Source organism: Burkholderia sp. HAN2018 (assembly GCF_024704855.1).
Taxonomy (GTDB): domain Bacteria; phylum Pseudomonadota; class Gammaproteobacteria; order Burkholderiales; family Burkholderiaceae; genus Burkholderia; species Burkholderia cepacia.
Map to the genome: position 1 here is coordinate 1 of NZ_QOBB01000217.1, position 11,744 is coordinate 11,744.

Genomic DNA, 11,744 nt, shown 5'->3' on the forward strand with positions numbered 1-11,744 from the left:
CGACGCCGCGGCCGGCACCGCGTGCGCGCCCGATTCGGGCGTGACGGCCGGCAGCGAAAGTGGCACCGGCGCCGCGGGCGGCGTCGGCACGGCCGGGGTCGTCATCTTCATCGGCTCGCCCTGCGGCGTCGGCGCGGGTTCGGGCAGCGGTGTGACGGGTTCCTTCTCGGCGGCCTTGACGGTCGCGCGGTCGCGGCGGGCCGGGTCGATCTTCAGGAAATGCTCGACGAGATTGAAGAAGCGCTCATAGAACACGCCGGCGGGAATCGTCTCGCTGGCGGTCTTGACGAGCGCGTCGTCGCTCGACCCGATCGGCAGCGACAGCGAGCCGAACACGCTGAGCCCGACGCTGGCCGACGTATTCGACTTCTTCAGCGTGTAACGATCCTGCACCGCGTTGACGTACGCGATGCTCGACGAGCCGTCCGCGTTCGCGTCCGCGCACACGACGTGAAACTCGATCACGACGTGCATGTCGTTGTTCGGCTGGAAATTCTTGCTGCCGTCGACCGCATCGTTGCGCGACGACGACACCACATAACCCTGGCTCAGCAGCGCGCGCCGCGCGGCCTCGCAGGCCGCGTCGGATTTCGAATGGAACGTATGCGCATACGGGCTGCTCGTCGCGTCGAACTGTTCCTGCTGGTAGATCGGCTTGGGCGGCGACGAGCACGCCGCCAGCACGGTCGCGGCCGCGAGCGCGCACGAAACGGAAAACAGGCGAAATCGGTTGTGCATGGCGTCTTTCAGAAGGCTTGGCGAGAGGCCGCGCAACGGCGGTGCCTGGATGAAGCGCGCGGCAATCTCGTAAGGCCGGGGCGCCATTATAGTTTCGTTTGATGTCGCACTCGCTTCAGTCGGCCGGTGCGCCGCGCGCCGCGTCCAGCAATTGCGACGTCAGCGGATGGTGTTCGCCGCGCCGCGAGCGGATCGCGTGGATCTCCTCGGTCACGTCGCCCGCGCGCCCGAGCCGCCGCAACCCGCGCAGCAGCGACGCATCGTTCGCGCCGAGTTCGCTCAGCGGAAACACGCCGAGGCCGCGCGCCGCGAACACGGCCATCAGCGCGCTGTCCTCGAATTCCCCGGCCACGCGGGGCACGATCCGCTCACCTTCCAGCCACAGGTCGAGGCGCGCGCGCAGCGCCGAGTGCGCGGTCGGCAGCAGCACGGGCAACTCGGCGAGGCACTGCGGAAAGTGCTCCCGCGCGGCCGGCGTGACGAGTGCCGCGGGGCCGTACCAGTCGACCGGCGACGCGACGAGCCGCTCGCTCGTCACGCGCAGGTTCGAACCGGACGGCGCGCCCTGGCCGGCCAGCACGAGATCGAGATGATGCAGCGCGAGTTCCGCGAGCAGCGCATCGTGCTCGCCCTCGTGGCACAGCAGCCGCAGCGTAGGGGTATCCAGCACGGGTGCCAGGATCGCGTGCGCGGCGAGCTTGGAGATGCCGTCCGCGAGGCCGACCGCGAGCCGCACGGTCGGCTGGCTGGCCGCCGCGCGCACTTCGTCGGGGATCAGCCGTCCCATCTCGAAGATCGCCTCCGCGCGCGCAAACGCGGCCTGGCCGGCGTCGGTCATCGCGACGCTGCGCCCGGCCGGGCGCAGCAACTGGTGCCCGAGCGCTTTCTCGAGCTCGCGCACCTGCGCGCTGATGGTCTGCACGGCCATGTCGAGCCGCCCGGCCGCGCGCGCAAAGCCGCCTTCCTTCACGACGACCCAGAAGTAGTACAGATGTCGGAAATTGAGCATCGGATCGTAATTTCGGAAAAACCGAACCAAAAATCAGATTCTCTCTGATTTTTACGAAGTTCTGGGCGGCATATCATCGGGCTTTCCACTTTCGAATCGGCCCATTTCATGGACTACCTGCTGACGCTTGCCGCCGACCCTGCCGTCTGGGCGGCGCTTCTGACGCTCGTCGTGATGGAAGTCGTGCTCGGCATCGACAACCTGATCTTCATCTCGATCCTCAGCAACAAGCTGCCCGAAGCGCAGCGCGCCCGCACGCAGCGCCTCGGCATCGCGCTCGCGCTGGTGATGCGCCTCGCGCTGCTCGGCAGCGTCGCGTGGATCGCAAGCCTCACCGAACCGGTGTTCACGCTGTTCGACCATGCGTTCTCGTGGCGCGACATGATCCTGCTGTCGGGCGGCCTGTTCCTCGTGTGGAAGGCGACCACCGAGATCCATCACCACGTGTCGCACGATGGTGACGGCGCGGGCGGTGCCAGCGGCGCCGCAGGCCTGACGATGTGGGCCGCGATCGGCCAGATCGTGATGCTCGACATCGTGTTTTCGATCGACAGCATCGTGACCGCGATCGGCATGACCGAACACGTGCCGATCATGTTCGTCGCGGTGATCGTTGCCGTCTCCGTGATGCTGTTCGCCGCGCAGCCGCTCGCACGCTTCATCGACCGCAATCCGACCATCGTGATGCTCGCGCTGTCGTTCCTGGTGGTGATCGGCATGACGCTGATCGCCGAAGGTTTCGGCTCGCATGTGCCGAAGGGTTACATCTACGCGGCGATGGCGTTCTCGGCGTTCGTCGAGGGCATGAACATGCTGGCGCGGCGCGCGAAGGCGAAGCGCGCGGCACGGACGGAAGGCCGCTGAGCGGCCGCGCGCGACGCCGGCTGCCGCTCAGGCGGCAACCGGCTCGCGCGTCTCATACGGCATCCAGACGAAATTCGCACGGAAAGGAGAAGCGCGATGAAATGCCCTGTCTGCAAGACGCCCGACCTGCTGATGGCCGAGCGCCAGTCGATCGAAATCGACTACTGTCCGACCTGCCGCGGCGTATGGCTCGATCGCGGCGAACTCGACAAGCTGATCGCGCGCGAGGCCGGCGACGCGCCGGTGCGTCGCGACGAGACGCCCGTGCGGCACGATGCGCAAGCGCCGCGCGGCCATGACGGCGGGTGGGGGCGCGACGGCCGCGCGCACGACGACCGGGACAGGCACGATGGCCGCTCGCACGGCGATCGTTACAAGCATGACGGCCAGCGTCGCCGGAAATCGGTGTTCGACCTGTTCGACTTCGACTGACTCCGCCGATGTCGCCATGCCATTGAAAAGCCCCGCCGGGCGCGTACCCGGCGGGGCTTTTTCACGCGTGCGGGACGACGGCACGCACCGATGCTTACGCGTTGCCGGCCGTCACGTCGATGCGGCGCGGACGCGTTTCCTCGCGGCGCGGAATCGTCAGCGTCAGCACGCCGTCGCGCAGGTTCGCGTCGATCCTCGACGTGTCGAGGTCGGGGCTCAGCACGAAGCTGCGCGCATAGCGCGTCGCGTGGATTTCGGCATGCCGCACGCGGAGGTCGGCCGGCGTATCGAGGTGCGTGTCGGCCTCGATCGTCAGCGTGTTGTCGTGCACCTTCACGTCGAGGTTCTCGCGCGGCACGCCAGGCAGGTCGGCCCGCAGCGTGACGCCGAGGTGATTCTCGACGATGTCGACGGCCGGCGTGATCGCGGGCCGGCGCGCCGCTTCGGCGGCAGCGGGGTGGACGGTGCTCGATTGGCGTTCGGCCAGGGTCGGGTTCGCAGTCATGTCGGTATCCTGAGAATTATTGAACGGTGATCGCGCGCGGCTTCGATGCCTCGCGCCGGCCGACGCGAATCAGCAGGCAGCCGTTTTCATAGCGGGCGCTGACCTGGTCGGGATCCGCGTCACGCGGCAGCTCGACGACGCGGCGGAACGCACCGTGAAAGCGCTCCTGCGCATAGGTGCGCAGGTCGTCGCCTTCTCCGCCTGGCGCCGGCTTGCGCTCGCCGCTGATCGTCAGCAGGTCCTTGTCGATCGACACGTCGAAGTCGGCCGCGGCCATGCCGGGCGCGAACGCGACGATCTCGATCGCGCCGTCGGTGGCGCCGACGTTGAGTGCGGGAAAGGCGCCGGGCCGCACCGCGCGAATGCCGGACGGACGATCGCCGAGCAGGCTCGCCACCTGCCGCTGCACGCGGGCGAATTCGTCGAACAGGTCGCTGCCGAAATGGATACCGCTCATGTGAGTCCTCCTGAACAGGGAACGCGGGAGACGCGACGGCGCGACGCCTGCGGCGGGCGCGACGCGGGGGCTCCACTGGGTCGAAACGGGGGCAGTGCGTGGTGTGGTGCGCTGCCCGACGACGCGTAATTAGTGGCCGCCGCAGCGCATTTCAAGAGGGGATCCACAATCTGCATCAATGCAGGCCCGTGCGGTTCGATGCGACAATCGCCGCGATCTATCTGCAGACCAACGACACGGGACAACCATGGACATTCGACGCATCGCGATCGTCGGCGCCGGCGTGATCGGCGCCAGCTGGGCCGCTTTCTATCTGACGCAGGGCTTCGACGTCGTCGCGACCGATCCGGCGCCGCAAGCCGACGCACGGCTGCGCGACGCACTGGCCGCGTTTCTCGGCGAGCGGGCCGCCGAGCTTTCCGCGCGGCTGTCGTTCGATGCCGATCTCGTGCGTGCGCTCGACGGCGTCGACTTCGTGCAGGAGAACGGCCCGGAGCGGCTCGACCTGAAGCGTGCGCTGTACCGGCAGATGGACGACGTGCTGCCCGCGCACGTGCCGATCGCGTCGAGTTCGTCGGGCCTGAAAATGTCGGACATCCAGACCGCATGCGAAAAGCATCCGGAACGTTGCCTGATTGCGCATCCGTTCAATCCGCCGCACCTGATTCCGCTCGTCGAGCTGGTCGGCGGCGAGGCCACCGGCCAGGACGTGATCGCGCGCGTGAAGGCGTTCTACGATGCGCTCGGCAAGCAGACGATCGTCCTCAACAAGGAGATGACCGGCCACGTCGCGAACCGGCTCGCGGCGGCGCTGTTCCGCGAGGTGTATCACCTCGTCGGCGAAGGCGTCGTGAGCGTTGCCGATGCGGACAAGGCCGTCGCATGGGGGCCCGGCCTGCGCTGGGGGCTGATGGGGCAGTGCCTGACCTATCACCTCGGCGGCGGCGCGGGCGGAATCGCGCACTTCCTCGAACACCTGTCGGGGCCGATCACGAGCTGGTGGGACGACCTCGGCACACCGTCGTTCAACCCGGACGTCGATCGCAAGCTGAACGACGAATTGCGCGCGATCCAGGGCGGGCGCTCGATGCAGGAACTGGCGGCCGAACGCGACCGCCTGCTCGTCGAGCTGATCGACGCGCGGCGCCGCAGCTTCCTGCCGTGATCGCGCCTGGGCGGAGCGTTTCGGTCGGGCCGCGATCGGTCGGGCCGCACTCCGCTACTGCTGCGCGGCGGTTTGCGGTGCCCGCGGCGTCTGGGCAAGCCACGACGGGCTCGCGGCCTGCACGAGTTCGCGGTTGCGCGCGCGCGTCGCGGCGCTCGGCGGGTAGTTGCCGTCGTTCGTCGGCAGTTCACCGTCGAGATAGGCCTGCTTGAGCTGGGCGATGACTTCCGCGCGTGTCAGGCCCTGTTCGGGCGCGGCGGCATCGGTCTGGGCAAAGGCGGGGGACAGCAGGGCGGCGGCGGCGGTCGCGACGGCGAATCGCAAGACATTCATGGCGTGCTCCGATCAAGGGGACGGGACACCGGATGCGCGCGGCGGCTGCCGTGCGTTCCGATGGGGCCCATTGTCGTGAGCGGGTGCTGCGCGGACGATGACGCGTTCCGGGCAGAACTGTCAGTTGCGGGCGCGGCCGGCCGCGCATGCGTGCGTTGCACCCGGTGCGGTTACAACTCCGATGCCGCCGTGATCAGTGTGGCTTCGAGCGCGAGCGTCGATCGCGACGCGGCCGCCGGCCGGTCGATCACGTACTCGAGTTCGCCGAGCTCGGGCAGCCCCGCGTCGAGCCGCGCGAGCCCGGCCGGGATCACGTAGCCCGCGAACGCGCTGACGCCGAGCCCCGCGCTCGCGGCGGCGCGCAACACCGCGACGCTGCTGCTGACTACCGCGATCCGGTACGGGCGCCCGACGGCTTCGAGCGATTCGAGCACGCGGCGGCGCGACACGCTCGGCTCCGGATGCATCGCGAGCGGCAGCACGGCCTCGTGGCCGGTGATTCGCGAATCGGGGCCCGTGCACCAGTACAGCGGCTCGCTGCGGATCACGCGGCCGCGCCGGCTGCCCGCGATGCGCTTCGCGAACACGAGATCGTGCCGCCCTTCGTCGAGCGCGTCGAACAGGTCGCCCGACAGCCCGGTCGAGATCGCGAGCTCGACTTCCGGATTGCGCTGCACGAAGCTCGCGAGCGCGGCCGTCAGGTGCGCCGACGCGAAATCCTCCGACATCGCGAGCCGCACCTTGCCCGACAGCGGCGGCCCGCACACCGACGTGACGGCTTCGTCCATCAGTTCGAGGATGCGCACCGCGTAGCGGAACAGCGCGTCGCCGTGCTGCGACAGGTGCACGTTGCGCGTGTCGCGTTCGAACAGCGGCCGGTCGAGCAGCTCCTCGAGGCGGCGGATATGCTGGCTGACGGTCGACTGCGACAGGCTCACGCGCTCGGACGCGGCGGTGAAGCTGCCGGACTGGGCGACGGCGACGAAGCTGCGCAGCAGCTCGGGCGGTAACGGGCGCATTGCTAAATCCACTGAATCGGTTTCGACAACTTCATAAATGGCCGGATATTGCGGCGCTAGTATCGGATCACGCCTCGGTGCGTGCCCGTCACGGCGCGCACCGGATGCGTAGCCCGCGTCGTGCCGGCGGCTGCATCGGTCAGTCTACGGCATCCGGCATCCGGCCCGAAACCGCATCATCCCATCGACCGCCCGAGAACGCGCCCGCACGACGGGCCGCCGGGCCGCGGCGCACCGCCGCAGGAGACGAATCCGCGCACGGGATCGGCGTGCGGGGCCGGTTCCTGCATGCGTCCGGCGCCCGTCACGAAGAGACTGGAGACGACTCATGATCATCTACGGAACCGCGCTGCTGGCGTTCTGCCACCTGGCCGGCCTGTTCCTCGGCGACCTGCTCGGCAGCGCGATCGGCGTGAAGACCAATGTCGGCGGCGTCGGCATCGCGATGCTGCTGCTGATCTGCCTGCGCCTGTGGCTGCACCGGCGCGGCTGGCTGCCGAAGGAAACCGAGGCCGGCGTCGGGTTCTGGGGCGCGATGTACATCCCCGTCGTCGTCGCGATGGCCGCGAACCAGAACGTCGTCGCCGCGCTCAAGGGCGGCCCCGTCGCGTTGCTGGCCGCCGTCGGCGCGGTCGCGATCTGCGCATGCTGCATCGCGGTACTCGTGCGCACCGGGCGCGACGACACGGCCTTCGCGGCCGTGCCGCAATTCGAAGAACAGTGAAGGAGGCCGCCATGCTGCAGATGCTCGAAAAAGTCGTCGCCCACAACGGGCTCGTCGCGTCGTTCGCGCTGGTCGGCCTGATCATGTGGCTGTCGTCGATCGCGTCGCGCAAGCTCACGTTCGGCCGTGTACACGGCTCCGCGATCGCGATCGTGATCGGCCTCGTGCTCGCCTACGTCGGCGGCGCATTCACCGGCGGCGAGAAAGGGCTGGCCGACGTCAAGCTGTTCGCCGGCATCGGCCTGATGGGCGGCGCGATGCTGCGCGATTTCGCGATCGTCGCGACCGCGTTCGAAGTGCAGCCGACCGAGGCACGCAAGGCCGGGCTCGTCGGCGTCGTGTCGCTGCTGCTCGGCACCGTGCTGCCGTTCATCGTCGGCGCGTGCATCGCGCGCGCGTTCGGCTACACCGATGCGGTCAGCATGACGACCATCGGCGCGGGCGCCGTCACCTACATCGTCGGCCCCGTGACGGGCGCGGCGATCGGCGCGAGTTCCGACGTGATCGCGCTCAGCATCGCGACGGGGCTCGTGAAGGCGATCATCGTGATGGTCGGCACGCCGGTCGCGGCCAACTTCATGGGCCTGAAGACGCCGCGTTCCGCGATGATCTTCGGTGGCCTGGCCGGCACCGTCAGCGGCGTGAGCGCGGGGCTCGCCGCGACCGACCGCCGGCTCGTCCCGTACGGCGCATTGGTCGCGACGTTCCATACGGGCGTCGGCTGCCTGCTCGGGCCGTCGGTGCTGTTCTTCACGACGCGCGCGCTGGTCGGCGCGTAGCGCGCTGCGATGCGGCCCAAGCGTGCGGGCCGCATCCATCGCGGCGTCCTCTGAGTCGCATTCGTCAACATCATCAATCGGCGGCGGCGCCAGGCTTAGAATGCCGCTGAACCATCGAAGCGGGAGAACTGTTCATGACGGGATGGAATCACGCGCGGCAGGCGCGCGATGCACGCCTCGCGGCCGGTGCGCGTTTCGCGCAGGGCAAGCGGGTCGATGCGCGCGACGCCGTCGCGTTGCTCGAAGCGGTGCTGCGGCCCGGCGACCGCGTGTGCCTCGAAGGCGACAACCAGAAGCAGGCCGACCTGCTCGCGACGGCGCTCGCCGACGTCGACAGTGCGAAGATTCACGACCTGCACATGGTGCAGTCGGGCGTCGTGCTGCCCGAGCATCTCGACGTGTTCGAGCGCGGCATCGCGAAGCGCCTCGACTTCGCGTATTCGGGCCCGCAGTCGCAGCGCATCGCGAAGCTGCTGTTCGGCGGCAAGATCGCGCTCGGCGCGGTGCACACCTATCTCGAGCTGTTCGCGCGCTACTTCATCGACCTCACGCCGCAGGTCGCGCTGATCGCCGCGGTCAGCGCCGACGCCGACGGCAACCTGTACACGGGCCCGAACACCGAAGACACGCCGACCGTCGTCGAGGCCACCGCGTTCAAGGACGGCATCGTGATCGCGCAGGTCGACCGCATCGTCGACAAGGTGCCTCGCGTCGACATTCCCGGCGACCGCGTGCACTTCGTCGTCGAGGCGGGCCGGCCGTTCTACGTCGAGCCGCTGTTCACGCGCGACCCGGCCGCGATCACCGAAACGCAGATCCTCACCGCGATGCTCGCGATCAAGGGCATCTACGAACCGTACGGCATCAAGCGCCTGAACCACGGGATCGGCTTCAACACGGCCGCGATCGAGCTGCTGCTGCCGACCTACGGCGAGAAGCTCGGGCTGAAGGGCAAGGTCTGCTCGCACTGGGCACTCAATCCGCACCCGACGCTGATCCCCGCGATCGAATCGGGCTGGGTCGAGCAGATCCACTGCTTCGGCTCGGAAGTCGGGATGGACGACTACATCCGCGCGCGTTCCGACGTATGGTTCACGGGCTCCGACGGGTCGCTGCGCTCGAACCGCGCGTTCTGCCAGACGGCCGGCCTCTACGCGTGCGACATGTTCATCGGCTCGACGCTGCAGATCGACCTGTCCGGCCATTCGTCGACGGTCACCGCCGAGCGCATCGCCGGTTTCGGCGGCGCGCCGAACATGGGCAGCGACGCGCGCGGCCGGCGTCACCCGAGCGAGCCGTGGCTGAAGGCCGGCGCGGAAGCCGACCCCGATACGCCGGCGGCACTCAGGCGCGGCCGCAAGCTCGTCGTGCAGATCGGCGAGACGTTCGGCGACAAGAACGTGCCGATGTTCGTCGAGAAACTCGACGCGCTGAAGCTCGCCGACAAGCTGCAGCTCGACCTCGCGCCGATCATGGTCTACGGCGACGACGTCACGCACATCGTCACCGAGGAGGGGATCGCGAACCTGCTGATGTGCCGCGACAAGGACGAACGCGAGCACGCGATCCGCGGCGTCGCCGGTTATACGGAGATCGGCCGCGGCCGCGACCGGAAGATGGTCGAGCGGCTGCGCGAGCGCGGCGTGATCCGCCGTCCGGAGGATCTCGGCATCGATCCGCTCGACGCCGATCGCCGCTGGCTCGCCGCGCGCTCGATCAAGGATCTCGTGCACTGGTCGGGCGGGCTCTATGCGCCGCCGGCCCGGTTCCGCAACTGGTGAGGAAGAGGGCATGGAACAGTTGAACTATCGCTTCACCGCGCGCGAGCGCGCGAAGGGCGAGCAGGCCGCGGCGCTCGTCGGCGTGGTGGCATCCGGCAATCTCGAGGTGCTCGTCGAGCGCGTGCTGCCGGGCAACGAATGCGAGATCGACATCCGCACCGCGGCGGTCGGTTTCGGTGCGGTGTGGCAGGCCGTCGTCACGGATTTCGTCGAGCGGCGCACGCCGGGCGGCCTGAAGCTGTCGATCAACGACGGCGGCGCGCGGCCCGACATGGTGTCGCTGCGGCTCGCGCAGGCCGTGCGCGCGATCGAAGGGGACGCATGATGAACGACGCGATCCACGATGCGCCCGCGTTCGTCGCGAATGGAGCGAGCTGGTACGAAGCGTCGGCGCGGCAGCGCGTCGACGGGCTGCTCGACGCGGGCAGCTTCGACGAATTCCTCGGGCCGGCCGAACGCGTGACGAGCCCGCACTTGCCGCTGTTCGACCTGCCGCAGCAGTTCGACGACGGGATGGTGGTCGGCCACGGCCGGCTCGACGGGCAGCCGGTGTTCGTCGCCGCGCAGGAAGGCCGCTTCATGGGCGGGGCGTTCGGCGAAGTGCACGGCGCGAAGCTCGCCGGGCTGCTGCGCGCCGCGCGCGAAGTCGGCAAGCCGGTGCTGATCCTGTTCGATACGGGCGGCGTGCGGCTGCAGGAGGCGAACGCGGGCGAACTCGCGATTGCCGAGATCATGCGCGCGCTCGTCGAAGCGCGTGCGGCCGGCGTGCCGGTGATCGGGCTGATTGGCGGGCGCGCGGGCTGCTACGGCGGCGGCGGGTTGCTCGCCGCATGCTGCTCGGCGCTTGCGGTGTCGGAGCAGGGCCGTATCAGCGTGTCGGGCCCCGAGGTCATCGAAACCAATCGCGGCGTCGAGGAGTTCGATTCGAAGGACCGCGCGCTGATCTGGCGCACGATGGGCGGCAAGCACCGGCGGCTGATCGGCGGCGCGGATCGCTACGTGGCCGATACGCCGGACGCATTCCGCGCGGCGGCGCTCGAGCTGATCGGGCGCGCGCCGACATTCGATGCGGCGATGCTGCGTGCCGAGCAGGCGCGTCTCGAGGCGCGTGTCGAACGGTTCGGCGCATGCCACGATGCGCTCGACGTCTGGCGCACGCTCGGGGCCGACAAGCCGGAAGCGATTCCGGGCATGCCCGACGACACGTTCGCGTCGCTCGCGGATCAATTGCAGGAGAGCACGCATGACGCTCGATGAAGTGCTGAACGCCTTGTTTCCCCAGGGCCATTCGATCGCCCGCACCGGCGGCCTGCTGACAGGGCATGCGGAACTGGCCGGGACACGCGTCGACGTGATCGGCGTCGCCGACCGCTTGCCGTTCGGCATCGACGAGGCGCTGACGCTCGCGGCGCGCGTGCTCGACACGATCGCGCGCGGTGGCGACACGCCGATCCTCGTGCTCGTCGACAGCGACAGCCAGCGGATGAGCAAGCGCGACGAACTGCTCGGCCTGAACGAGGGGCTGTCGCATCTCGCGAAGTGCCTGATGCACGCGGATCTCGCCGGGCACCGGACGATCGGCGTGCTGTACGGCCACACGGCCGCCGGCGCGTTCATCGCGACCGCGCTCGCGACGCGCACGCTGCTTGCGGTGCCGGGCGCAGAACCGGAAGTGATGGACCTGCCGTCGATGTCGCGCGTGACCAAGCTGCCGATCGACGTGCTGAAGGAGATGGCGCGCTCGACGCCGGTGTTCGCGCCGGGGCTCGACAATCTCGTGAAGATGGGCGCCGTCGACGCCGTGCTTGATCCGGCCCGCGCGCTCGACGCGCAGGTTGGTGAATGGCTCGGCAAGCCGGCCGAGCGCGTCGACCGGCGCGCTGCGCGCGGCCGGCCGGTGGCTGCCGATGTCGCGCGTCGCGTCGAGGCGCTCGCGCG

Annotated in this window: 15 protein-coding genes; 9 read left to right on the forward strand and 6 right to left on the reverse strand. The window is 69.2% G+C overall.

What is annotated here, in order from left to right:
• Nucleotides 1–738, reverse strand: a 738-nt coding sequence (locus DPV74_RS33415; protein WP_119338740.1) for a DUF2242 domain-containing protein, incomplete at its 3' end; no start/stop codon positions are given.
• A 115-nt stretch (nt 739–853) separates the two neighbouring features.
• Nucleotides 854–1,747 carry a LysR family transcriptional regulator gene (locus tag DPV74_RS33420; RefSeq protein ID WP_027787906.1) on the reverse strand — a complete coding sequence of 298 codons (894 nt, stop codon included), beginning with the start codon at nt 1,745–1,747 and terminating at the stop codon, nt 854–856.
• 108 nt (nt 1,748–1,855) lie between these two features.
• On the opposite strand from DPV74_RS33420, the gene DPV74_RS33425 reads away from it, so the two are divergent.
• Nucleotides 1,856–2,611, forward strand: coding sequence for a TerC family protein (locus DPV74_RS33425; protein WP_119338736.1), 756 nt, complete (start codon nt 1,856–1,858; stop codon nt 2,609–2,611).
• Between the two features lie 96 nt (nt 2,612–2,707).
• Nucleotides 2,708–3,043 (forward strand): zf-TFIIB domain-containing protein, encoded by a 336-nt coding sequence (locus DPV74_RS33430; protein ID WP_027787904.1) that lies wholly within the window; start codon nt 2,708–2,710, stop codon nt 3,041–3,043.
• Between the two features lie 94 nt (nt 3,044–3,137).
• On the opposite strand, the gene DPV74_RS33435 is transcribed toward DPV74_RS33430, so the two are convergent.
• Together DPV74_RS33435 and DPV74_RS33440 are read right to left on the reverse strand one after the other, a co-directional pair.
• On the reverse strand, nt 3,138–3,548 hold the full coding sequence (locus DPV74_RS33435) for an Hsp20/alpha crystallin family protein (RefSeq protein ID WP_119338737.1): 411 nt from the start codon (nt 3,546–3,548) through the stop codon (nt 3,138–3,140).
• Between the two features lie 16 nt (nt 3,549–3,564).
• Nucleotides 3,565–4,005 carry an Hsp20/alpha crystallin family protein gene (locus tag DPV74_RS33440; RefSeq protein ID WP_027787902.1) on the reverse strand — a complete coding sequence of 147 codons (441 nt, stop codon included), beginning with the start codon at nt 4,003–4,005 and terminating at the stop codon, nt 3,565–3,567.
• A 247-nt stretch (nt 4,006–4,252) separates the two neighbouring features.
• Between DPV74_RS33440 and DPV74_RS33445 the strand changes: the two genes are divergently transcribed.
• Nucleotides 4,253–5,170, forward strand: coding sequence for a 3-hydroxyacyl-CoA dehydrogenase NAD-binding domain-containing protein (locus DPV74_RS33445; protein WP_027787901.1), 918 nt, complete (start codon nt 4,253–4,255; stop codon nt 5,168–5,170).
• Nucleotides 5,171–5,224: 54 nt separating this feature from the next.
• Here the strand turns inward: DPV74_RS33445 and DPV74_RS33450 are convergent, their stop codons facing one another.
• Nucleotides 5,225–5,503 carry a DUF4148 domain-containing protein gene (locus DPV74_RS33450; RefSeq protein ID WP_059695563.1) on the reverse strand — a complete coding sequence of 93 codons (279 nt, stop codon included), beginning with the start codon at nt 5,501–5,503 and terminating at the stop codon, nt 5,225–5,227.
• Between the two features lie 170 nt (nt 5,504–5,673).
• The gene (locus DPV74_RS33455; protein ID WP_027787899.1) at nt 5,674–6,522 is read right to left on the reverse strand and encodes a LysR substrate-binding domain-containing protein; all 849 of its coding nucleotides are present in this window, start codon (nt 6,520–6,522) and stop codon (nt 5,674–5,676) included.
• Between the two features lie 328 nt (nt 6,523–6,850).
• Between DPV74_RS33455 and madL the strand changes: the two genes are divergently transcribed.
• From madL to mdcE, 6 genes are all read left to right on the forward strand, one after another.
• Nucleotides 6,851–7,246, forward strand: coding sequence for a malonate transporter subunit MadL (madL, locus tag DPV74_RS33460; protein ID WP_021162694.1), 396 nt, complete (start codon nt 6,851–6,853; stop codon nt 7,244–7,246).
• Between the two features lie 11 nt (nt 7,247–7,257).
• Nucleotides 7,258–8,025 (forward strand): malonate transporter subunit MadM, encoded by a 768-nt coding sequence (madM, locus tag DPV74_RS33465; RefSeq protein WP_021162695.1) that lies wholly within the window; start codon nt 7,258–7,260, stop codon nt 8,023–8,025.
• Nucleotides 8,026–8,159: 134 nt separating this feature from the next.
• Complete coding sequence (gene mdcA / locus DPV74_RS33470) at nt 8,160–9,806, forward strand: malonate decarboxylase subunit alpha (protein WP_059695565.1); 1,647 nt, start codon at nt 8,160–8,162, stop codon at nt 9,804–9,806.
• A 10-nt stretch (nt 9,807–9,816) separates the two neighbouring features.
• Nucleotides 9,817–10,131 carry a malonate decarboxylase acyl carrier protein gene (gene mdcC, locus DPV74_RS33475; protein ID WP_027787896.1) on the forward strand — a complete coding sequence of 105 codons (315 nt, stop codon included), beginning with the start codon at nt 9,817–9,819 and terminating at the stop codon, nt 10,129–10,131.
• Nucleotides 10,128–11,063: a biotin-independent malonate decarboxylase subunit beta gene (locus DPV74_RS33480; protein ID WP_119338738.1), complete on the forward strand. Its 936-nt coding sequence runs from the start codon at nt 10,128–10,130 to the stop codon at nt 11,061–11,063. The genes mdcC and DPV74_RS33480 overlap by 4 nt, the downstream gene beginning before the upstream one ends.
• On the forward strand, nt 11,050–11,744 hold a 695-nt coding region (mdcE, locus tag DPV74_RS33485), incomplete at its 3' end, for a biotin-independent malonate decarboxylase subunit gamma (RefSeq protein WP_119338739.1). The genes DPV74_RS33480 and mdcE, both read left to right, overlap by 14 nt.